Source organism: Rhizobium sp. R339 (assembly GCF_002211395.1).
GTDB lineage: Bacteria > Pseudomonadota > Alphaproteobacteria > Rhizobiales > Rhizobiaceae > Rhizobium.
Genome location: NZ_LOKV01000023.1, coordinates 90,040 through 109,959, shown reverse-complemented (window position 1 = coordinate 109,959; position 19,920 = coordinate 90,040). Strand labels below are relative to the sequence as shown.

General features: G+C 62.4%; 22 protein-coding genes and 1 other RNA gene. 12 read left to right on the top strand and 11 right to left on the bottom strand.

The genetic code is table 11. From position 1 onward, the window contains the following. Positions 1-19: 19 nt before the first annotated feature. The gene (locus tag ATY76_RS19740) at positions 20-1,021 is read right to left on the bottom strand and encodes a D-glycerate dehydrogenase (RefSeq protein ID WP_088676421.1); all 1,002 of its coding nucleotides are present in this window, start codon (positions 1,019-1,021) and stop codon (positions 20-22) included. Between the two features lie 186 nt (positions 1,022-1,207). Here ATY76_RS19740 and ATY76_RS19735 point away from each other — a divergent pair, with 186 nt between their 5' ends. Beyond that, the gene (locus ATY76_RS19735) at positions 1,208-1,747 is read left to right on the top strand and encodes an SH3 domain-containing protein (protein WP_088676420.1); all 540 of its coding nucleotides are present in this window, start codon (positions 1,208-1,210) and stop codon (positions 1,745-1,747) included. Here ATY76_RS19735 and ATY76_RS19730 read toward each other — a convergent pair. Then, positions 1,740-2,732 carry an adenosine kinase gene (locus ATY76_RS19730; protein ID WP_088676419.1) on the bottom strand — a complete coding sequence of 331 codons (993 nt, stop codon included), beginning with the start codon at positions 2,730-2,732 and terminating at the stop codon, positions 1,740-1,742. The genes ATY76_RS19735 and ATY76_RS19730 overlap by 8 nt on opposite strands. Before the next feature lie 417 nt (positions 2,733-3,149). Here ATY76_RS19730 and ATY76_RS19725 point away from each other — a divergent pair, with 417 nt between their 5' ends. Then, on the top strand, positions 3,150-4,097 hold the full coding sequence (locus tag ATY76_RS19725) for an AEC family transporter (RefSeq protein WP_088676418.1): 948 nt from the start codon (positions 3,150-3,152) through the stop codon (positions 4,095-4,097). A 69-nt stretch (positions 4,098-4,166) separates the two neighbouring features. On the opposite strand, the gene ATY76_RS19720 is transcribed toward ATY76_RS19725, so the two are convergent. Further along, positions 4,167-4,730, bottom strand: a complete 564-nt coding sequence (locus ATY76_RS19720) for a cytochrome c family protein (protein ID WP_088676417.1) — start codon at positions 4,728-4,730, stop codon at positions 4,167-4,169. A 154-nt stretch (positions 4,731-4,884) separates the two neighbouring features. Between ATY76_RS19720 and ATY76_RS19715 the strand changes: the two genes are divergently transcribed. Continuing rightward, the gene (locus tag ATY76_RS19715) at positions 4,885-5,640 is read left to right on the top strand and encodes a 3-deoxy-manno-octulosonate cytidylyltransferase (protein ID WP_088676416.1); all 756 of its coding nucleotides are present in this window, start codon (positions 4,885-4,887) and stop codon (positions 5,638-5,640) included. Between the two features lie 123 nt (positions 5,641-5,763). Next, the gene (locus tag ATY76_RS19710) at positions 5,764-6,618 is read left to right on the top strand and encodes a prephenate dehydratase (RefSeq protein WP_088676415.1); all 855 of its coding nucleotides are present in this window, start codon (positions 5,764-5,766) and stop codon (positions 6,616-6,618) included. A gap of 21 nt (positions 6,619-6,639) precedes the next feature. Here ATY76_RS19710 and ATY76_RS19705 read toward each other — a convergent pair whose 3' ends face one another. The 5 genes from ATY76_RS19705 to ATY76_RS19685 form a co-directional block, all read right to left on the bottom strand. Next, on the bottom strand, positions 6,640-7,008 hold the full coding sequence (locus tag ATY76_RS19705) for a VOC family protein (protein ID WP_039617221.1): 369 nt from the start codon (positions 7,006-7,008) through the stop codon (positions 6,640-6,642). Positions 7,009-7,141: 133 nt separating this feature from the next. Next, positions 7,142-7,402, bottom strand: a complete 261-nt coding sequence (locus ATY76_RS19700; protein ID WP_088676414.1) for a hypothetical protein — start codon at positions 7,400-7,402, stop codon at positions 7,142-7,144. Between the two features lie 70 nt (positions 7,403-7,472). After that, positions 7,473-8,168, bottom strand: coding sequence for a YafY family protein (locus ATY76_RS19695; protein WP_088676413.1), 696 nt, complete (start codon positions 8,166-8,168; stop codon positions 7,473-7,475). 4 nt (positions 8,169-8,172) lie between these two features. Next, entirely contained in the window at positions 8,173-9,132 is a 960-nt protein-coding gene (nudC, locus tag ATY76_RS19690; RefSeq protein WP_088676412.1) for an NAD(+) diphosphatase, read from the bottom strand. Next, positions 9,129-9,539: an HIT family protein gene (locus ATY76_RS19685; protein ID WP_088676945.1), complete on the bottom strand. Its 411-nt coding sequence runs from the start codon at positions 9,537-9,539 to the stop codon at positions 9,129-9,131. Before ATY76_RS19685 ends, nudC begins: the two co-directional genes overlap by 4 nt. Before the next feature lie 88 nt (positions 9,540-9,627). Between ATY76_RS19685 and ffs the strand changes: the two genes are divergently transcribed. The 3 genes from ffs to ATY76_RS19670 all read left to right on the top strand — a co-directional run bounded on the left by ffs (position 9,628) and on the right by ATY76_RS19670 (position 11,984). Then, positions 9,628-9,724: signal recognition particle sRNA small type (gene ffs, locus ATY76_RS19680), an RNA gene on the top strand. A gap of 42 nt (positions 9,725-9,766) precedes the next feature. Continuing rightward, positions 9,767-11,638, top strand: a complete 1,872-nt coding sequence (locus ATY76_RS19675; protein ID WP_088676411.1) for a DNA polymerase III subunit gamma/tau — start codon at positions 9,767-9,769, stop codon at positions 11,636-11,638. 22 nt (positions 11,639-11,660) lie between these two features. Next, positions 11,661-11,984: a YbaB/EbfC family nucleoid-associated protein gene (locus tag ATY76_RS19670; protein ID WP_003571208.1), complete on the top strand. Its 324-nt coding sequence runs from the start codon at positions 11,661-11,663 to the stop codon at positions 11,982-11,984. An 84-nt stretch (positions 11,985-12,068) separates the two neighbouring features. Here the strand turns inward: ATY76_RS19670 and ATY76_RS19665 are convergent, their stop codons facing one another. Next, positions 12,069-12,686 carry an MOSC domain-containing protein gene (locus ATY76_RS19665; RefSeq protein WP_190233701.1) on the bottom strand — a complete coding sequence of 206 codons (618 nt, stop codon included), beginning with the start codon at positions 12,684-12,686 and terminating at the stop codon, positions 12,069-12,071. Between the two features lie 57 nt (positions 12,687-12,743). Between ATY76_RS19665 and recR the strand changes: the two genes are divergently transcribed. Then, the gene (gene recR / locus ATY76_RS19660) at positions 12,744-13,349 is read left to right on the top strand and encodes a recombination mediator RecR (protein ID WP_088676409.1); all 606 of its coding nucleotides are present in this window, start codon (positions 12,744-12,746) and stop codon (positions 13,347-13,349) included. An 11-nt stretch (positions 13,350-13,360) separates the two neighbouring features. After that, positions 13,361-14,599, top strand: a complete 1,239-nt coding sequence (locus tag ATY76_RS19655) for a lytic murein transglycosylase (protein WP_088676944.1) — start codon at positions 13,361-13,363, stop codon at positions 14,597-14,599. Positions 14,600-14,604: 5 nt separating this feature from the next. Here the strand turns inward: ATY76_RS19655 and ATY76_RS19650 are convergent, their stop codons facing one another. Next, positions 14,605-15,060: a GNAT family N-acetyltransferase gene (locus ATY76_RS19650; RefSeq protein WP_088676408.1), complete on the bottom strand. Its 456-nt coding sequence runs from the start codon at positions 15,058-15,060 to the stop codon at positions 14,605-14,607. A gap of 8 nt (positions 15,061-15,068) precedes the next feature. Continuing rightward, complete coding sequence (locus ATY76_RS19645; RefSeq protein ID WP_088676407.1) at positions 15,069-16,700, bottom strand: MFS transporter; 1,632 nt, start codon at positions 16,698-16,700, stop codon at positions 15,069-15,071. Positions 16,701-16,945: 245 nt separating this feature from the next. Here ATY76_RS19645 and rimP point away from each other — a divergent pair, with 245 nt between their 5' ends. Genes rimP through ATY76_RS19630 form a run of 3 tightly spaced genes read left to right on the top strand, consistent with a single transcriptional unit; the run spans position 16,946 to position 19,901 of the window. Beyond that, complete coding sequence (gene rimP / locus ATY76_RS19640) at positions 16,946-17,551, top strand: ribosome maturation factor RimP (protein ID WP_088676406.1); 606 nt, start codon at positions 16,946-16,948, stop codon at positions 17,549-17,551. Positions 17,552-17,610: 59 nt separating this feature from the next. Continuing rightward, positions 17,611-19,212, top strand: coding sequence for a transcription termination factor NusA (gene nusA / locus ATY76_RS19635; protein ID WP_088676405.1), 1,602 nt, complete (start codon positions 17,611-17,613; stop codon positions 19,210-19,212). Beyond that, positions 19,209-19,901 carry an RNA-binding protein gene (locus ATY76_RS19630; protein WP_190233700.1) on the top strand — a complete coding sequence of 231 codons (693 nt, stop codon included), beginning with the start codon at positions 19,209-19,211 and terminating at the stop codon, positions 19,899-19,901. The genes nusA and ATY76_RS19630 overlap by 4 nt, the downstream gene beginning before the upstream one ends. The last annotated feature ends 19 nt before the right edge of the window (positions 19,902-19,920 follow it).

Below are 19,920 nucleotides of genomic sequence, written 5' to 3'. Positions count from 1 at the left end.
TCGCGTTCGACGCGGCGTCTCAACGGCCGGGCAGCACCCTGTTCGGCGGCCTGTGGCCGTCGATGAAGGTGCGGATATTGATGATGACCTTGTCACCCATGTCGACCCGGCCTTCGATCGTCGCCGAGCTCATATGCGGCAGCAGCACCACCTTGCCCTCATTGGCGAGCTTGACGAGCTTCGGGTTGACGGCGGGTTCGTTCTCGAACACGTCGAGGCCGGCGCCGGCGATTTTGCCTTCCCTCAAGCACTTGATCAGCGCGGCTTCATCGACCACGTCGCCGCGGGCAGTATTGACGAGATAGGCGGTCGGCTGCAGGAGCGCCAGGCGGCGGGCCGAGAGCAGATGGAAGGTCGCCGGCGTCGAGGGGCAGTTGATGGATACGATGTCGACGCGGGCAAGCATCTGGTCGAGGCTTTCCCAATAGGTCGCCTCGAGCTCGTCCTCGACGGCCGGATTGGCGCGCTTGCGGTTGTGATAGTGGATCGAAAGACCGAAAGCCTTGGCGCGCCGCGCGACCGCCGTGCCGATGCGGCCCATGCCGACGATGCCGATGCGCTTGCCGTGGATGCGCCGGCCGAGCATCCAGGTGGGAGACCAGCCGGCCCATTCGCCGGGCTTGTCGGTCAATACGCGTGCGCCTTCGCCGAGCCGTCTCGGCACCGCGAGAATGAGCGCCATCGTCATGTCGGCCGTATCCTCGGTCAGCACGTTCGGCGTGTTGGTGACGGTGATGCCCTTGCGCGCCGCCGCCTCGACATCGATATGGTCGGTGCCGTTGGAAAAGCTCGCAATCAATTTCATCTGCGGCCCGGCCTCATCGATTAGCGCCGCATCGATGCGATCGGTGACGGTCGGCACCAGCACGTCGGCGGTCCTGACGGCGGCGATCAGCTCGGGAACGGAACGCGGCGTGTCGTCGATGTTGAGCTCGGCGTCGAAGAGTTCCCGCATGCGGGTTTCGACGGCATCCGGCAGCTTGCGGGTGATGTAGACCTTCGGTTTTTTCTTCGCTGTCATGGCTGCCTGTCGTGCCTTGTTCAGAGGTCTTTAACCAAGAGGGGTGATAATTTTCCCATTCCGGGCATTTTCTACCAGACCCGCACGCGAAGACAAACAAAACTCGTGGTGCAGCCGGGGAATGTCAGTGCCCGGCCAGCGAGCAGGCAGGGCCTGGCCCGCAGATTCGAGCAAACGGAAGCTTCCATGCGCAGCAAAGTCCTGAAGTCCTGCCTCGCCCTCGCGATCGGTCTGGCCGCATCCCTGGGAACTGTCGAATTTGCCCATGCGCAGGCGGCCAAGGGGCCGAGCGGACTGCCGTTGCCGCGTTTCGTGACGCTGAAATCCAAACGCGTCAATCTGCGCATCGGTCCGGGAACGGATTACGCCGTTTCGTGGATGTACCTGAAATCCGGGCTGCCGGTGGAAATCATTCAGGAATATGACAACTGGCGGCGCATCCGCGATGCCGACGGCACCGAAGGCTGGGTCAACCAGTCGCTGCTGTCAGGCCAGCGCGCCGCAATCGCCGCGCCCTGGATGAAGACGAAGGGCAAGGGCGTCTACGTCAATCTGCGCCGCGAGGCGCTGCCTTCCGCCTCGGTCGTCGCCAAGCTGGAACCCGGCGTGATGCTGACGATCGGCGAATGCACCGGCGACTGGTGCCGCGCCGAAACCGACGGCGCCTCCGGTTGGGTGGCGCAGTCGGAGATCTGGGGCGCCTATCCCGGCGAAGCCTTCAAATAAGCCCAGCCCGCTTGGCGGCGTCGGACAGCGAGGTCATCGGGCGCGGACCGATCTGCTGGATGACGATGCCGGCCGCCAGGCAACCGAGCTTGCCGCAATCTTCCAACGACCGTCCCTGCGTATAGCCATAGAGGAAGCCGGAGGCGAAGAGATCGCCGGCACCCGTCGTGTCCACCACTTCCTTGATCCTGATCGCATCGACGTAATAGCGCTCGCGGCCCTTCAGGATGACGGCGCCGTTCTCGCTCATCGTCACCGCGGCGATCTTGCAATCGGCGGCGATCTTGTTCAGCGCCTCTTCAAAATCTTCCGTTTGGTACAGCGACAGCGCTTCCTGGCGATTGGCGAAGACGATATCGACCGTGCCCGAGCGCATCAGATCGAGGAATTCGCCGCGATAACGGTCGACGCAGAAGCTGTCGGAGAGCGTCATCGACATTTCGCGGCCGTTTTCATGGGCGATGCGGGCGCAGTCGCGAATGGCCTCCTTGGCGCGCGGCGGATCCCAGAGGTAACCTTCGAAATAGGTGACCTTGGCGTCAGCCACGACATCGGCCTCGACGTCCTCCGGGCCGAGTTCGACGCAGGCGCCGAGATAGGTATTCATCGAGCGCTCGCCATCCTCTGTGACGAAGATCATCGAACGCGCCGTCGGCGGGAAGGTGCCCTTCGGTTTCGTCTGGTAGTGGACGCCCTGGGCGCGGATGTCGTGCGTGAAGATGTCGCCGAGCTGATCTGCGGCGACATTGCCGAAATAGGCGGCCTTGCCGCCGAGGTTCGCGACACCCGCCGCCGTATTGCCGGCGCTGCCGCCGGAGGCTTCGAGGGCCGGCCCCATGCGCGAATACAAGAGTTCGGCCCGCTCGGCATCGATGAGATTCATCGCCGCCTTGGTGATCTGGTTGTCAATGAGGAACTGGTCGTTGCAACGGGCAATGATATCCACGATTGCGTTGCCGACTGTCAGAACATCGAATCTTGTCATGAAATGGGGGGTCCCGGATTTGTGATAGCCGGGGTTCGGTCTTAGCGAAATTTCCGCGGTTTGGAAGGATAAATGGTGAATGGTGCAGCTATTTCTTCGCAAAAGTGCCGCTTATTCGTCATGCCTCTGTCATCTTCGAAATCTAGAAATACTCGCAAGAAGACCGGCATGAGCAGCTTTCGGTTGCAGCCGGGCCCGTAAGGGATGATCCCTTCGATCTTACCGGCGCGACGCTGACCACGGATGAACTGGCAGCTTCGTGATTCGGATATCCGGCAGGGCCGGAGCGGGAAAGCGGGCTCAGCCCGCTTTTTTTGCTTTGCGGATGACCCAGTTGCCGGTCGGGCCGCCTTTGTCTTTTCAATCCGGGCTGTTTGCTGTTAGAGGTGGGACTTCCCGCGCAAAGCAGCCTCTCCCATGTCAGCCATCATTCTCGACGTCCTTCCCATCTTCATCCTGATTCTCATCGGCTGGGTGATCGTCCGCAGCGGATTGATGGCATCGAATGTCGGCGAAGCGCTCAGCGAATTCGTCTTCAAGATCGCCGTGCCGCTCTTACTCTTCCGCACGATTGCCGAGGCGGATTTTCACGGCGCCTCGCCGTTCCGGCTCTGGATCGTCTATTTCTCCGGCGTCGCGATCACCTGGGCGGTCGGTCATATCGCCGCCACGCGCCTCTTCGGTCGCGACGAACGGATCGGCGTGCTTGCCGGCGTGTCCTCGGCCTTCGCCAACAACGTCTTCATCGGCCTGCCGCTCGTCGAGCGCACCGTCGGCGACGAGGGGCTGGTGGCGCTGTCGATCCTGCTCGCCGTGCATCTGCCCGTCATGATGGTCGCCGGCACCGTTCTGATGGAACATGCCGAGCGAAAGATCGCCGGCAAAAGCGACCGCAGCATGGTCTTCGTGGTGCGCCAGATTGTCATCAATCTCGTCCGCAACCCGCTGGTGATCGGGCTTGCGGCCGGCATGGCCATGCATCTTTCCGGTCTGACCATGACAGCGACGCTGGCGACAGTCGTCAACCAGATCGCCGGCATTGCCGGCCCGGCGGCGCTGATCTCGCTCGGCATGGCATTGGAGAAATATGGCGTATCCGGCAATCTCGGCATCGCCAGCGTCACATCGGCATGCAAGCTGCTGCTGCTGCCGGGCTGCGTCTGGGCGGCAAGCTATCTCCTTGGCCTCAGCCCCGAATGGACGGCGGCGATCGTTCTGACCTCATCGGTGCCGACAGGCGTCAACGCCTGGCTGATCGCCAATCGCTTCGGCGTCGGCCACAGCCTCGCCGCCTCGACGATCTCGGTCACGACGGCGCTCGGCGCCATCACCGTCTCGCTCTGGGCCTATTTCCTCGGCGCCTGAACTTACTCCAGGAATGAAGAAAGCCCAGCTTGCGGCCGGGCTTCGATTGTCACGCGATTGCGCTTCGCCTTACTGCGTTGCGGTGTTCGGATCCGGCAGCGGTACCGGCGAATCGGCCAGCGTATGCAGATAGAGGATGACGTTGGCGCGATCCTGGTCCTTCGGAAGACCGGCAAAGCCCATCGCGGTGCCGGGAACGTCCTTCTTCGGCGCCAGGAGGAACTTGTTGAGGAATTCGAAGCTCCACTTTTCGCTGCTGCCCTTGGAGAAATCCTTCATGGCGGCGGAATAGGCGAAGCCTTCATGCGAGGCGATCGGGCGATCTACGACACCAAAGAGGTTAGGACCGACTTTGTTCGGCCCCCCTTTGGTGGCGTCATGACAGGCCTGACACTTCTTGAAGACCACTTCACCGGCCTTGGCATCTGCAGAAGCGAGCAATTGCGCGATCGGAACGGCAGCAGCCGGCGCAGCTTCGCCACCGGCGGCGGGCGCCTCTTCGGCAACGATCGCGAAACCTTCCTTCTCCGGCGCTTCGGAATGGAAGATCCCCTCGGACGCGATCGAGACCGACATCAGAACGAAAATCGTTCCGAGCAGTGCCCCCACGGCCGTATTGACGTATGAATTCATCTGCAATGCTCCCCTTGCAGCCGGCAGACCATAAACCGGACCATCTTGAAATCGCGCGGAACCTATGTCTTTTGGCTGATCGTTGCAACTGTCTAAATGGTCTTGCGTGTGAGACTTTTTGACACTTTTCAGCCCGGAATAGAAGGCCCGAACCATGAGTGATTCAAATTTAGACGACGTGCTCGTATTGATCCCGGCGCGGATGGCGTCCACGCGGCTTCCGGGCAAGCCGCTCGCCGATATTTGCGGCCTGCCGATGATCGTGCAGGTGGCCTTGCGCGCGAAGGAGGCTGCCATCGGCCGCTTGGTCGTCGCCGTCGACGACCAAGAGGTGTTCGATACCATCGCCGCCGCCGGCTTCGAGGTCGTCATGACCAGCCAGGATCACCAGTCTGGCTCCGACCGGATCTTCGAGGCGCTGCAGAAGGTCGATCCCGACGGAAGGGCGAAGATCATCGTCAACATCCAGGGCGATCTGCCGACGATCGAGCCGGAAACCGTGCGGGCGGCCTTGCGTCCGCTTGAGAACGAGGCCGTCGATATCGGCACGCTGACGACCGAGATCGACAATGAAGAGGACAAGACCGCGCCGCACATCGTCAAGGTCGTCGGTTCGCCCGTCTCCGAGACCCGTCTGCACGCGCTCTATTTCACCCGCGCGACCGCGCCTTACGGAAAGGGGCCGCTCTACCACCATATTGGGCTCTACGCCTACCGGCGCGCGGCGCTGGAACGGTTCGTTTCGCTCGGCCCGTCGACACTCGAAAAGCGCGAGGCGCTGGAGCAACTGCGGGCGCTGGAGGCCGGCATGCGCATCGACGCCGAGATCGTTGACACGGTTCCGCTCGGTGTCGATACTCCCGGCGACCTCGAAAAGGCGCGGCGCATCCTCGCCGCCAGAACAGGATGATTTTAGGCTCGGTTGGCCTAAAATCTGAATCCTGTTCTCAATTAAAGAGTTAGAGCATAATGTCGTCCGAAAACCGCTCACACTTTTCGGCTTCATGCTCTAAGTCGAACTGACGGAACCACCATGAACATCAAGACCAACAGGATCGCCTTCCAGGGCGAATTCGGCGCCAATTCCGACATGGCCAGCCGCGACATGTACCCGACCATGGAGCCGCTGCCCTGCCAGACCTTCGAGGATGCATTTACGGCGGTCGACAACGGCGACGCCGACATTGCGATGATCCCGATCGAGAACACGATTGCCGGGCGCGTCGCCGACATCCACCATCTGCTGCCGGAATCGCGGCTGCACATCATCGGCGAATATTTCATGCCGATCCGCTTCCAGCTGATGGTGCTCCCCGGGGTCACCAAGGACGAGATTCGCACGGTGCACAGCCACATCCACGCGCTCGGCCAGTGCCGCAAGATCGTGCGCGCCCATGGCTGGAAGCCTGTTATCGCCGGCGATACCGCAGGCGCGGCGAAACTCGTGAAGGAAACCGGCGATCGCTCGATGGCCGCGCTTGCCCCGCGTCTTGCCGCCGATCTCTACGGGCTGGAGATTGTCGCTGAAAATGTCGAGGATACGGAAAACAATGTTACTCGCTTCGTCATCCTGTCGCGGGATGAGGAATGGGCGCAGCGCAATTCGGCGGAAGAGAAGGTCGTCACCACCTTCGTCTTCAACGTCCGCAACATTCCGGCCGCGCTCTATAAGGCGCTCGGCGGCTTTGCCACCAACAACATCAACATGACGAAGCTCGAAAGCTACCAGCTCGGCGGAAAATTCGTCGCGACGCAGTTCTACGCCGATATCGAGGGCCATCCGAACGATCCGAACGTTCGCCGGGCTCTGGAGGAGCTGCGGTTCTTCTCCGAGAAGGTGCGCATTCTCGGCGTCTATAAGGGGCATGCGATGCGGGGCCTGCTCTAGGCAGGCCCCGTCCATCAGCTATTACTTATCCGGCTCACAGACGCGCAGCCTATGCCCGTCCGGATCGAGCACCACAAAGGTCGGGCCGAAATCCAGTTCCGTCAGTTCCTGGGCGATCGGCAGGCCGCGCTGGCGCCAGTCCTCATATTGCCTGGCAACGGCATTTTCTCCCGCGACCATGAAGGCCACTTCGCCCCGGTTGCCGATGGCGGAGGGCTGCGGCTCGACCTTGCTGCGCCGCCAGAGGCCGAGCGTGAAGCCGCCATCCAGCGGGAAGGCGACGAAATTCGGCGCCTCCACGGCCGGTTCGCGGTTCAACAGGTTCCGGTAGAAACTGGCGCTTTCGCCGGGGTCCTTGACGTAAAGGATAATCAGATTGGGGCTGGTCATTTCGGTTCTCCCGTTGCTGGTAATTGGACACGGCGAGGAACGGCCTGCCGCCAGTTTATGGCAGCAGGCGCCTGAGGGCGCTGCAAAGCCGCGCCCCGTTCTCTACCGGCGATGTGAATGACGATCAGATGGTCTAGAGCGAAAAACGGCTCTGGCGGCGCGGGTCGCGTCCATCCATGAAGCCAAGGTCGCGTTTGCGGCAATCCGGCGCCGCTTCCAGATCGAGGATGGTGTGGTTTGCGCTGCGAATCCGAAAGATGCTCATGATCAGGCGCCGAAGGCCGGAGTGCTCGGACTGGCCGACATCAGCGAAAGTTTCTGCCGAAATGACATCGGCAAAGGCGTCAACTGCAAAACGGTCGCTGGCTTGGCGGATGAGTGAAGACGTTGCCATGATCAGTCCTTTCCTGATGAATTGAGACTGATCATAACGCCAACTGCTGACAGTTTATGGCAGCAGCATTTCACCGCTCGATCGGCACGTCCTGCGTCTCTCGCCACTCCTTGAGAAGCACCGTGCGGCGACGCGGATAACGCACTTCATGCAGTGCCATGTCGATGATGCGATCGGTGCGGAAGTGGCGAAAATCCTGGCGCAGCTCGCACCAGGCCATAAGGACGCGCACGTGTTCGAAATAGCCGAGCGCGAAAGGCCAGACGCGGCGGCGCGAGATCCGGCCCTGCTCGTCGCCGTAATGCAGTTCGAGAATGCGCTCCAGGCGGATCGCCCTGCGGATGGCCGAGACATCCGCGCTATCTTCATCCCGGCGTTTGGGGCCGACGAAGAGAGCGGCCGAATCAATCATTTCGCGCAAGTCGTCCGGCAGAACGGCGGCGATCTTGGCTAGAGCATCGGCACCGGCGCCGGCAAGGCGCGGCTCGGCGGCGCGGGCCACCCAGCGCGAGCCGAGCACCAGCGCCTCCAGCTCCTCCTCGGAAAACATCATCGGCGGCAGCATGAAGCCGGGCTTCAGCACATAACCGATGCCGGCCTCGCCTTCGATCATCGCGCCCTGGGCCTGCAGGCTGGCGATGTCGCGATAGAGCGTGCGCAGGCTGACGCCGGTTTCTTGGGCAAGCACCGTTCCGGTCACCGGCCTGCGATAACGCCGAAGCGTCTGGAGCAGCGTCAGGAGCCGTTCCGAACGGGCGACCGGCATGGCACTAGCGCTTCCACTCCACCCAGTCGCGCATCAGGCGGTGGGCGATCGCCCCTTTCGGCGGCGAGGCCTTGCCGTTGGCGCCTGGACGCTCGATCATCTCGAGCGTTTCCTCGCGGGTGAACCAGCGGCAATCCTCCAATTCGGTCTCATCGCGCTTGATCTCGGTGGATTTCGCCTGGGCGTAACAGCCGATCATCAGCGAATGCGGCATCGGCCAGGGCTGCGAGGCGTGGTAGCGGATACGGCCGGTGCGGATGCCCGACTCTTCCAAGGTTTCGCGGCGCACGGCGTTCTCGATGGTCTCGCCGGGCTCGACGAAGCCAGCAAGACAGGAATACATGCCGGGCGCGAAATGCGGGCTGCGGCCGAGCAGGCAGAGGTCGCGGCTCTCGTCGATCGTCAGCATGATGACGACGGGATCGGTGCGAGGAAAGATCATGTGCTCGCAGGCGGTGCAGACCCGCTTGTAGCCGCCGATGTGGATTTCCATCGCCGAGCCGCAGCGGCCGCAAAAGCGGTTGTCGCCGTTCCAGCGGATAAGGCTGGCGGCCTGGGCGAATTCGCCGAGCAGCACCTCGTCGATCAGCATCTCGCGAAACAGCGTGCGGCCGTCGGCGGGCTTGTATTGGCTGGCGAGATCCTCGACATCGACGCCGACGGGAACGGCGAGGCGGGGCTCGCCGGTTTTGCGGTAGCCGAGAAGCACCGTCTCGTCCCAATCCGGCTGCAGTTCCTGCAGCTCGTAGCGGGCAAAGAGTGGATCGAGCACCTGCCCGTCATGCTTCAGCACCAGCTTGTCCCTGGCGAAGGCGAAGATATGCGTCCCTTCCCTCGCCAGCGCCCTTTCGACCGACTTTTCATCGCGATGTTCGGAATCACGATTGAGGTCGTTGGCGGCAAAGGCGGTGAGATTGCTGGGTTCCGGATGCGGCACATCCGAATCGAAAAGCGAATGACTCATGATGAAAGGGCTTCCCGCAGCTTCGCTATGAATTCATCTCTCTTCCCATCCTCGTAGGGCTCAGCGCGCCCGAAGCCCCAGACAGGACCCGGCCAGTTGGCATCACCTTCGAAGCGGGCAATGACATGAACATGAAGCTGGCGGACGATATTGCCAAGAGCCCCGATATTGATTTTTGTTGCACCCGTGACCTCCTTCAGGGCCTTGGCAACGAGCTCCGTCTCGAAGGCGAGCAGCACCTGGTCGAGCGGCGTCAGCTCAAAAATTTCGGCAATGCCTGCCCGACGCGGCACGAGAATGAGCCAGGGCCAGCGGGCATCCCGGGACAATCTCACATCGCAGAGGCCGGTCACCATGATGCTGATGCTGTCTTTTTCCAGCCGGGGGTCGAGCTCGAAACCGTTCAAGGGCATTCCTCCTATCTTTTCCAAGGACTAGCAGTTTTTTATCATGTTGGCTTGCTTTTGATGACGATATTGCCGATATGTGCACTCGGGAGGTTGGTGGTGGACGAGCCACTCGCCAACCGGGTCAGGTCCGGAAGGAAGCAGCCCTAACGAGCCCGGCACGGGTCATCGTGCCAGCCTCCCACCTTCTCTTCCAAGAAGCCCGAGCTTCGGGCGCAAGCAGGGCGATGAGCGAGACCGAGCGACAATCACAAGATGCCGCCTCGACGGGCACCGGATACCGGGTGCTGGCACGAAAATACCGCCCCAAGGATTTCACGGACCTGATGGTCGGCCAGGAGCCGATGGTCCGTACGCTCACCAACGCCTTCGAGACCGGCCGCATCGCGCAGGCCTATATGCTCACCGGTGTGCGCGGCGTCGGCAAGACGACGACGGCGCGCATCCTGGCGCGGGCGCTGAACTACAAGACGGCCGAAATCGACAAGCCGACGATCGATCTGCGCGTGCCCGGCGAACATTGCCAGGCGATCATGGAAGGCCGCCATGTCGACGTGATCGAGATGGATGCCGCCTCGCATACCGGTATCGACGATATCAGAGAGATCATCGAGCAGGTGCGCTACCGGCCGGTTTCGGCGCGCTATAAAGTTTATATCATCGACGAAGTGCACATGCTTTCGACGCAGGCCTTCAACGGCCTGCTGAAGACGCTTGAAGAACCACCGGAACATGTGAAATTCATCTTCGCCACCACCGAAATCCGCAAGGTGCCGATCACCGTGCTGTCGCGCTGCCAGCGCTTCGACCTGCGCCGCATCAGCGCGTCGGATCTCGTCGGATTGTTCACCACGATCGCGGCCAAGGAAGGCATCGAGGCGGAAGCGGACGCGCTGGCGATGATCGCGCGCGCGGCCGAAGGCTCGGCCCGCGACGGCCTGTCGCTGCTCGACCAGGCGATTGCTCACGGCGCGGGCGTGGTGCAGGCGGAAGCGGTACGGGGGATGCTCGGTCTTGCCGACCGCGCCCGGATCGTCGATCTCTTCCAGCATGTCGTCAAAGGCGACGTGGCCGCCGCACTCGGCGAATTCCAGAGCCAATACGAGGCAGGCGCCAATCCTGTCGTCGTGCTCACCGATCTTGCCGATTTCACCCATCTGGTGACCCGGCTGAAATATGTGCCAGATGCCGCAAACGACCCCTCGCTCAGCGAAATCGAGCGCACCAAGGCGACGGAATTCGCCAAGGGTGTCGCGGTCACGACGCTGTCGCGCATCTGGCAGATGCTGCTGAAGGGCATTCCCGAAACGGAAGGCTCGTCACGCACGGCAGGGGCGGCCGAAATGGTACTGATCCGGCTTGCGCATGCGGCCCATCTGCCGGCGCCCGAGGATGCGGCGCGCCGGCTTGCCGAATTTTCCGGCGACAATGCCGGTTCGCGTCCCTCCTCCCCGCCGTCCGGCAATGGCGGCGGCAACGGAACGCGCGTCCCCTATCAAAGCAGTGTGGCGGCGCGCGCAGCCGAGCCGACACCGCGGCCGCAGCCTTCAGGGCCGACGGCGATGCTGCGCGCCGTGCCCAATCCGGAACCGCAGACTATCGGCCGCACCGAGGTGAAGCCCGCAGAGGCTCCAAAGCCGCTCGTGCGCATCAATTCCATTGGCGACATCGTCGACCTCGCCGGCGAAAAGCGCGATGTCAAATTGAAGGCGCTGGTGCGCAACTTCGTGCGCCCTGTCCGCATCGAGCCGGGCCGGCTTGATGTGAACCTCACCGAAGGCGCGCCGAACACGCTGCTGAACGAGCTCGCCGTCAAGCTCAAGGAATGGACTGGAATCCACTGGATCGTCAGCACCAGCCGCGAAGAAGGCGGGCCGACGATGGTGGAAGCAGAGGCCAGGACGCGGGAACAGCACGTTATCGACGCGCGACAGGATCCCGACGTCGCGGCGATCCTGGCGCAATTCCCGGGCGCGAAAATCATCGACGTGCGCGTGCGGGCACCGACGCCGGAGGAAGAGGCGGACGAGGCGACACCGCCGGCCACCGCCGAATCCGAGGAAGGCGACATCCTGCCGGGCGACGACATAGAATTCTAGCGTTTCAAGAAGGAGCGAGACGATGCGCGACATCATGGGCATGATGGGCAAAGTCAAGGAAATGCAGGCCAAGATGGAGCAGATGCAGGCGGAGATCGCCGAGCTCACGGCCGAAGGCAAGGCGGGCGGCGGCCTCGTCACCGTCATCATCTCCGGCAAGGGCGAACTCAAGAGCCTGAAGATCGACCCGTCGCTGTTCAAGGAAGACGATGTCGAAATCCTCGAAGACCTGATCGTTGCCGCCCACAAGGACGCCAAGGACAAGGCCGAGGCGCTCGCCGCCGAAAAGACCAAGGCTCTGACCGCCGGCCTGCCGATCCCGCCCGGTTTCAAGCTGCCGTTTTGATAGCAGGCAATTCGATTTTTATTTTCACCGCTGCTGCGCCGACGCTGTGACAATTGCGTTCGCGGTGCACAGGTGAAATTGAGGCTAAGGCTGCGCTTCCAGCATCGCCCGCAGCTTATAGTGAATAGGGGCGGCGAGATATCGCACCCGGTCCGCCTCTGAAAGCCGTCGCCCAAAAGTTTCCATCAGCTCCGGCATGGTGATTTTCTCGCCGGCAAATGACTGGTGCTGCACCGGCATTCCGGCCTCGGCCACGCCGCCCTGGATGACCCGGCAATAAATGCCGGGGCGGGCGGCTACCGTGTAGCGTTTGACGAATTTCGGATCGGCCATCCTGGCGGCGAAGGTGGCGCAGGGCATGCGGCATGCCGTGACTTCGAGAACGAGGTCGCCTGATACGAAGCGGTCGCCGACGGCAACGTCGCGATTGTCGAGATCCGAGATCACCAGGTTTTCGCCGAAGGTGCCGGGCTCATAAGGCCGGCCGAGCTCCCTCGCCCACCAGTCGAGCGTCAGCGATCCCTCGATATAGACAGCCTGATCGACGCCGCCATGGTGCTTGCGGTTGCAGATCGCGTCACCGACCAGCCCCTCGGCATCGATCATGACGGCGCCATTGACGCCATGCTTGAAGATGCCGGTCTTGTAGCTCTTGCCGGGCAGCCGTTCCGGATTGCCTCTGCACAGCGCCAGGATTTTCATGGGACGGCCGATCCTTCCGCGATTCCGTTTTCGTTCCATATCAGTTAAGAACGGCGCATGGCAAAACGAGTCACCGGCCCCGAAATCGAAAAACTCATCCAGCTTCTGGCGAAGGTGCCAGGCCTTGGGCCGCGCTCGGCCCGCCGGGCGGCGCTGCATCTGATCAAGAAGAAGGACCAGCTTCTCGGCCCGCTGTCGAATGCGATGGGCGAAGCCTATGACAAGGTGAAGATCTGCTCACGCTGCGGCAATGTCGACACCGTCGATCCCTGCACCGTCTGCACCGACGCGCAGCGCGATCAATCCGTCATCATCGTTGTCGAGGACGTTTCGGACCTCTGGGCGCTGGAGCGGGCGGGCGCGATGAACGCCGCCTATCACGTGCTCGGCGGCACACTCTCGCCGCTCGACGGGATCGGGCCTGACGATCTCAACATTCGCGGGCTGGTCGACCGGATCGGCGAAGGCGGCATCCGGGAATTGATCATCGCCGTCAACGCTACCGTCGAGGGGCAGACGACGGCGCATTACATCACCGATCAGTTGCAGGGGCTGGAAGTGAAGATCACGCGGCTCGCGCACGGCGTGCCTGTCGGCGGCGAACTCGACTATCTCGACGAGGGCACACTTGCGGCGGCGCTGCGGGCGAGGACGGTGATATGAGGGGAATTTATATGCCGCGAATACTCGCACTCGCCATAGCGGCGGCCCTCCTCCCCCTCCCCTCCCACGCAGCCCCATCGAAAGCCGATGTCGAAGCGCAATTCGAAAGCTGGGTGCAGAAGGACCTCTGGCCGGAAGCCAAGGCGGGCGGCATTTCCGAGAAGACTTTCAAGGCGGCTTTTTCGGGCGTCACGCTGAACTGGAACCTGCCGGATCTCGCTCCGCCCGGCTTCCCGCCGCCCAAGGAGCAGAAACAGACGCAGGCGGAGTTTTCATCGCCCGGTCCCTATTTCAACGAGGACCGGCTGAAGAAGCTTGCCGCGACGGGGCGCGGCTTTGCCGCGCAATATGGTTCGACGCTGAAGCGGATCGAGAAGACTTACGGCGTGCCAGGCTCGATCGTGCTTGCCATCTGGGGCCGGGAGACCGGCTTCGGCGCGGCGAAGATCCCGAACTCGGCGGTCGAGGTGCTGGCGACCAAGGCCTTCATGTCGACCCGCAAGGAAATGTTCCGCACCGAGCTGGTGGCGGCCCTGCATATTCTCGACGGCGGCGACGTGACGCCCGCCGAGTTCAAGAGCTCATGGGCCGGCGCGCTCGGCCAGCCGCAATTCATGCCGACGAGCTATCTCAAATATGCGGTCGATTTCGACGGCGACGGTCATCGCAATATCTGGACCTCGGTGCCGGATACGCTTGCCTCGATCGCCAATTACCTCGTCAAGAAGGGCTGGCAGCGCGATCGTGACTGGGGCTTCGAGGTTTCGATCCCTGAGGCGGTTTCCTGCGCTCAGGAGGGTCCAGACCTCGCGAAGCCACTTTCGCATTGGGCTTCGCTCGGCATCGCGCGCATCTCCGGCAAGGACTTTCCCGCAAGCGAGATGAAGGCCGAGGGCATGATGCTGGTTCCGGCCGGCCGCGACGGGCCCGAATTCATCGTCACGCCGAATTTCTACATCATCAAGGAATACAACAACTCCGATCTCTATGCGCTTTACATCGGCAATCTCGCCGACCGGATCGGCTCGAATGCCGGCGCCTTCCATGGCCGATGGGGCGATGTCGGCAAGATGCTGCGCTCGGATGTCGCCGCCATGCAGAAGGCGCTGGAGCGGCAGGGCTATGACGTCGGCGGTTCCGACGGCCTGCCGGGCTACAAGACGCGGCGGTCGATCGGCCAATGGCAGGCGAAGAACGGCATGAAGCCGACCTGCTTTCCCGAGGCCACGATGAAGGGCAAGCTGAAGTAGCCGTTTCAGAGGTTGCGCTTCAGCCCTTCATGGCTCGCGACGAAGCCGAGCTTCTCGTAGAAGCGGATCGAATCCGCCCGCGTCTTGTCCGATGTCAGCTGCACGAGGCCACAGCCGCGCTCGGCGCATTGGGCGATCGCCCATTCGATGAAGTCGGAGCCGAGGCCGGAGCCGCGAAGCTCCCTTGCGATGCGCACGCTTTCGATCTGCCCGCGCCACATGCCCGCCCTCGACAGGCCGGGAATGAAGCTCAGCTGCAGACAGCCGACAAGCTGATCGTCCGCATCGCTTGCCACGGCGAGCATCTGGTTGGCATCCGCCTCGATCGCGGCGAAAGCCGAGAGGTAGCGCGCATCGATGGGGTCCGAGACGATCTCCCTGGCGCTGCCGAGATCGTCATCGGCCAGTAGCCGGACGATGGCCGCAAGATCGGATTGGCGGGCGAGCCTGAAATTATACATGGCTGTTCTCAATGATGCAGATCGATCGGCGCCTTATGGAAGACGTCATCGCCGGGCGGAATGGCCTGACGTTCGATCATTCGATGAACATGGGGCAGGCCTTCGCCGCGGTGAAGGGCGCGCAGCCTGTCGATGTTTTCGGCATCGGCCTGCGTACGCCGCTGGTTGTGTCTGATGTATTCGACCCAGGTCGGCGTATGGTAGCTTTCGGTCCAGAGCCCGGGATTTTCGAGATCGCGCATCAGCGCCCAGTGCCGCGCGCCGTCGCGGATGCGGATACGCCGCCGCTCCACCATCAACGCCATGAATTCCGCAAGGTCGTCGTCGGCGATCTCGTAGTCGACCTGGACGACGATCGGGCCGCTGCGCGGCGTGATGTCGAGGCTCAAGGCCGGCGCGGTGAAGCGGTTCAGCGGATCGAGGTTGAGCGAGGCGAAGGCCGGCATCGAAAAACGTAGCCCGATCGTTATGCCGAGCAGCATGACGACCGACGACATCAACAGCGCATTTGCAACGCCGTAGCGGTCGGCGGCCACACCCCAGAGCCAGCTGCCACCGGCGATGCCGCCGAAGGTGACGGTCTGGTAGAGCGACAGCGCGCGGCCGACGACCCAGCGCGGCGTCGAAAGCTGGACGATGGTGTTGAAGAGCGACAGCGCGGAGACCCAGCAGGCGCCGGATATGAGCAGGCCGGCGGAGGTCAGGACGGCGCTCGGACTGAAGGCGGCGATGACGGCGCTCAACGCAAAACCGGCAAAGGCCAGCCGGATGATGATCTCGCTCGACAGCATCTGGCGAAGCCTCGCATTCAGCACCGCGCCGCCGATCGCGCCGATGCCGAAGGCGCCGAGCATGAAGCCATAGGTCAGCGGGCCGCCGGCGACGAGATCGAGAGCGACGATCGGCAGCAGCGCCAGGATAGAACTCGCGCCGATGCCGAAGATGAGACCGCGGACCAGAACTTTTTCGAGATTGGGCGACATGGAGACGTAACGCAGGCCGGCGAAGATGGCGCTGCCGAGCGCCTCCCGCGGCAGGGTCGAGACCGGTGTGCTCGGCCGCCAGCGCGACAGCGCGTAAATCAATGGCAGATAACTCAGCGTGTTCACCGCAAAGGCCGCAGCGGCGCCGGCTGCCGCAACGATGGCGCCGCCGATCGCCGGGCCGACGCTGCGGGTGATGTTGAATCCCATGCTGTTCAAGGTGACGGCGCCCGGAAGATCGGCGCGCGGCACCATATCGCCGACCGAGGCCTGCCAGGAGGGATTGTTGAGCGCCGTGCCGCAACCGATCAGGAAGGTGAAGAAGAGCAGCAGCCAGGGCGTGATCCAGCCGAGAAGCGCGAAGGCCGTCAGCAGGCCCGAGACCACGAGCATCATGCACTGCGCCGTCAGCATGACGCGGCGGCGATCGTAATTGTCGGCGAGCGCGCCCGATATCAGGGAAAACAGCATGATCGGCAGTGCGGTCGAGGTCTGCACCAGCGCGACCATATCCTCCGAAGCGGTGATCGTCGTCATCATCCAGGCAGCACCCACTGCCTGGATCAGGCCGCCGAAATTCGAGGAAAGGCTCGCAAACCATATGGCGCGATAGGTATCGTGCCGCAAAGGCGCCAATGTCGACGAAGTATACGCCACGATTTCTCCCGCTTTTGTCGTTGCCCCCGACCCGGCAATATATGCGCATGACCGGCGCTGGCCATAGCGCGTTCGCCTTGCCGGAGGCGAATTGGCGGAATCCGCCGCAGACCTTGCAATTTCGTAAAAACCCGACTATATGGCTCTCAAATTCTTGATCGCTTGATGAAGAGTGGGCCGCAAGGACCCGCTCTTTTTTATTAGCTCGATCGCCTGAACAGCAGAAATTGCGAGGAGCGCACCGCTTGTCGGACATGACGAACGCAGACAACGAATTTGAGCCGCGGCTGATTACCGAAACCGGGCTTGACCAGCGTCTTGCCGATATCATCGAACCCGTTCTCATCGGGATGGGCTTCCGGCTGATCCGTGTGCGCATGCTGAACCAGAACGGCATGACGATGCAGGTCATGGCCGAACGCAACGACGGCACGATGACGGTCGAGGACTGTGAAGAAGTCTCGATGGCGATTTCTCCCGTGCTCGATGTGGAAGATCCGATCGATAAAGAGTATCATCTCGAAGTGTCTTCGCCCGGCATCGACCGTCCGATGGTGCGGAAATCCGATTTCGTTCGCTGGCAAGGTCACTTGGTGAAATGCGAGACGTCGATCATGATCGGCAACCGCAAGCGCTTCCGCGGCAAGATCGTCGAAGCTGACGCAGATGGTTTCACGCTCGAGCGTGACCAGGTTGCCTACGGAGAAGAGCTGAACGTCACCATTCCTTTCACGGCGCTCAGCGATGCGAAACTCATTCTGACCGACGATCTGATCCGCGATGCGCTGCGCGCCGACAAGCTGGCGAAAGCGCAGGCCGCCAACCAGAACGAAGCGGACGAGCAGGAATAACCGATCAACAGACCGCTCCAGGGACGGGAACCCGGGAGTAAAGACGGAGAAACAAGACAATGGCAGTCAGTGCGAACCGGCTCGAACTTCTGCAGATCGCAGATGCAGTGGCGCGCGAAAAGGTCATCGACCGCGAGATCGTGCTTGCCGCAATGGCCGATGCCATTCAGAAGGCGGCACGCTCGCGTTACGGCACCGAATCCAACATCCGGGCCGACATCAATCCGAAGACCGGCGAAATCCGGCTGCAGCGCCTGCTCGAAGTCGTCGACAAGGCCGAGGATTATTCGACGCAGATCCCGCTGGAACTCGCCCGCGACCGCAACCCGGACGCCGCACTCGGTGATTTCATCGCCGATCCGCTGCCGCCGATGGATTTCGGCCGCATCGCCGCACAGTCCGCCAAGCAGGTGATCGTGCAGAAGGTGCGTGAAGCCGAGCGCGACCGCCAGTTCGACGAATTCAAGGACCGCGTCGGCGAAATCGTCAACGGTACCGTCAAGCGCGTCGAATACGGCAACGTCATCGTTGACCTCGGCCGCGGCGAAGGCATCATCCGCCGCGACGAAATGATCCCGCGCGAGAACGTGCGCTATGGCGATCGCGTCCGCGCCTATGTCTACGACGTCCGCCGTGAGCAGCGCGGTCCGCAGATCTTCCTGTCGCGAACGCATCCGCAGTTCATGGTGAAGCTCTTCACCATGGAAGTGCCTGAAATTTACGACGGCATCATCCAGGTGAAGTCGGTTGCCCGCGATCCGGGCTCGCGCGCCAAGATCGCCGTGATCTCGAACGATAGTTCGATCGATCCGGTCGGCGCCTGCGTTGGTATGCGCGGTTCGCGCGTCCAGGCCGTCGTCGGCGAGCTTCAGGGCGAGAAGATCGACATCATTCCCTGGAGCCAGGACCCGGCGACCTTCGTCGTCAACGCCCTGCAGCCGGCCGAAGTCGCCAAGGTCGTTCTCGACGAGGATGCAGAGCGCATCGAAGTCGTCGTTCCGGACGAGCAGCTGTCGCTTGCGATCGGCCGCCGCGGCCAGAACGTCCGCCTCGCCTCGCAGCTGACCGGCTGGGACATCGATATCATGACGGAGGCCGAGGAATCGGAGCGCCGTCAGAAGGAATTCAACGAGCGCACCAACCTGTTCATGGACTCGCTCGACGTCGACGAAATGGTCGGTCAGGTTCTGGCGTCGGAAGGCTTTGCCGCCGTCGAGGAACTCGCTTATGTCGATCTCGACGAAATTTCCTCGATCGATGGTTTTGACGAGGATACGGCTCAGGAAATCCAGACCCGCGCCCGTGAATATCTCGAGAAGCTCGAAGCCGAGATGGACGAGAAGCGTAAGGCGCTCGGCGTTGAGGACGAGCTGCGCGGGATCGACGGCATGACCGCCCAGATGATGGTGGCGCTTGGTGAAGACGGCATCAAGACGATCGAGGATTTCGCCGGTTGCGCCGCCGATGATCTCGTCGGCTGGACGGAGCGCAAGAACGGCGAAACGAAGAAGTTCGAGGGCCTGTTCTCGAAGTTCGACGTCTCGCGCGTCGAAGCCGAACAGATGATCGTCCAGGCCCGCCTTGCAGCCGGCTGGATCACCGAAGAGGACCTGGCAAAGGGGACCGAGGAAGAGGTCACCGAAGCCGAACAGGAAGCATGATGACCGCGCATGAGCCGGACGCTCTCCCTGAGGAGGACGATCTTGCAGGTTATGACGTGAACGGACGCATGTGCATCGTGACGCGTGAAAGCGGATCGCCGGATGAGCTGATCCGCTTCGTCGCGGCTCCCGACGGAACCGTCGTCGCCGACCTGAAGCGCGAGCTTCCGGGACGCGGATGCTGGGTGAAAGCCGACCGGTCGCTGGTCGACAAAGCGGTGGCGAAGAAGCTCTTCGCCCGCGCGCTGAAGAGCGACGCGAAGGCAGCAGACGATCTCGGCGCGAGCGTCGACCGGCTGCTGGCGGCGCAATTGATGCAGATGATGAACATGGCGCGCAAAGCCGGCCAGTTCGTCAGCGGCTCCTCGAAAGTGGATGCCGCGGTGAGAAGCGGAGCAGCGCTTGCGGTGTTCCATGCGACTGATGCAGCGGACGACGGCGTCCGGAAGATCGACCAGGCCCGCAAGGCCTGGCACCTCGGAATGGAGACCGAGGAGGAGATACCTTCCTTCCGTCTCTTCTCGGAGAGCGAAATGGAAGGCCTGATGGGCCAGAATGCTTTTATCCATGCCGCAGTGCTTGCAGGGCAGGCGGGTGAGGGTGTAGTGAAGCGCGCAAAGATGCTCGAACAGTACCGTATTGGCGGTCAGTCCCGGGCAGCGGGCGGCGCTGGCCGGCAAAAGCAATGAGAAGGTCACCGGCATCGGC

Excerpts from the sequence above, each read along its gene's own strand:
- ATY76_RS19700 (WP_088676414.1), bottom strand. The coding sequence starts at position 7,402 with ATGGCAACGTCTTCACTCATCCGCCAAGCCAGCGACCGTTTTGCAGTT.
- ATY76_RS19695 (WP_088676413.1), bottom strand. The coding sequence starts at position 8,168 with ATGCCGGTCGCCCGTTCGGAACGGCTCCTGACGCTGCTCCAGACGCTT.
- ATY76_RS19740 (WP_088676421.1), bottom strand. The coding sequence starts at position 1,021 with ATGACAGCGAAGAAAAAACCGAAGGTCTACATCACCCGCAAGCTGCCG.
- recR (WP_088676409.1), top strand. The coding sequence starts at position 12,744 with ATGGCAAAACGAGTCACCGGCCCCGAAATCGAAAAACTCATCCAGCTT.
- ATY76_RS19630 (WP_190233700.1), top strand. The coding sequence starts at position 19,209 with ATGATGACCGCGCATGAGCCGGACGCTCTCCCTGAGGAGGACGATCTT.
- ATY76_RS19665 (WP_190233701.1), bottom strand. The coding sequence starts at position 12,686 with ATGAAAATCCTGGCGCTGTGCAGAGGCAATCCGGAACGGCTGCCCGGC.
- ATY76_RS19705 (WP_039617221.1), bottom strand. The coding sequence starts at position 7,008 with ATGACCAGCCCCAATCTGATTATCCTTTACGTCAAGGACCCCGGCGAA.
- ATY76_RS19720 (WP_088676417.1), bottom strand. The coding sequence starts at position 4,730 with ATGAATTCATACGTCAATACGGCCGTGGGGGCACTGCTCGGAACGATT.
- ATY76_RS19710 (WP_088676415.1), top strand. The coding sequence starts at position 5,764 with ATGAACATCAAGACCAACAGGATCGCCTTCCAGGGCGAATTCGGCGCC.
- ATY76_RS19735 (WP_088676420.1), top strand. The coding sequence starts at position 1,208 with ATGCGCAGCAAAGTCCTGAAGTCCTGCCTCGCCCTCGCGATCGGTCTG.
- ATY76_RS19670 (WP_003571208.1), top strand. The coding sequence starts at position 11,661 with ATGCGCGACATCATGGGCATGATGGGCAAAGTCAAGGAAATGCAGGCC.
- nudC (WP_088676412.1), bottom strand. The coding sequence starts at position 9,132 with ATGAGTCATTCGCTTTTCGATTCGGATGTGCCGCATCCGGAACCCAGC.
- ATY76_RS19675 (WP_088676411.1), top strand. The coding sequence starts at position 9,767 with ATGAGCGAGACCGAGCGACAATCACAAGATGCCGCCTCGACGGGCACC.
- ATY76_RS19655 (WP_088676944.1), top strand. The coding sequence starts at position 13,361 with ATGCCGCGAATACTCGCACTCGCCATAGCGGCGGCCCTCCTCCCCCTC.
- ATY76_RS19725 (WP_088676418.1), top strand. The coding sequence starts at position 3,150 with ATGTCAGCCATCATTCTCGACGTCCTTCCCATCTTCATCCTGATTCTC.
- nusA (WP_088676405.1), top strand. The coding sequence starts at position 17,611 with ATGGCAGTCAGTGCGAACCGGCTCGAACTTCTGCAGATCGCAGATGCA.
- ATY76_RS19730 (WP_088676419.1), bottom strand. The coding sequence starts at position 2,732 with ATGACAAGATTCGATGTTCTGACAGTCGGCAACGCAATCGTGGATATC.
- ATY76_RS19650 (WP_088676408.1), bottom strand. The coding sequence starts at position 15,060 with ATGTATAATTTCAGGCTCGCCCGCCAATCCGATCTTGCGGCCATCGTC.
- ATY76_RS19715 (WP_088676416.1), top strand. The coding sequence starts at position 4,885 with ATGAGTGATTCAAATTTAGACGACGTGCTCGTATTGATCCCGGCGCGG.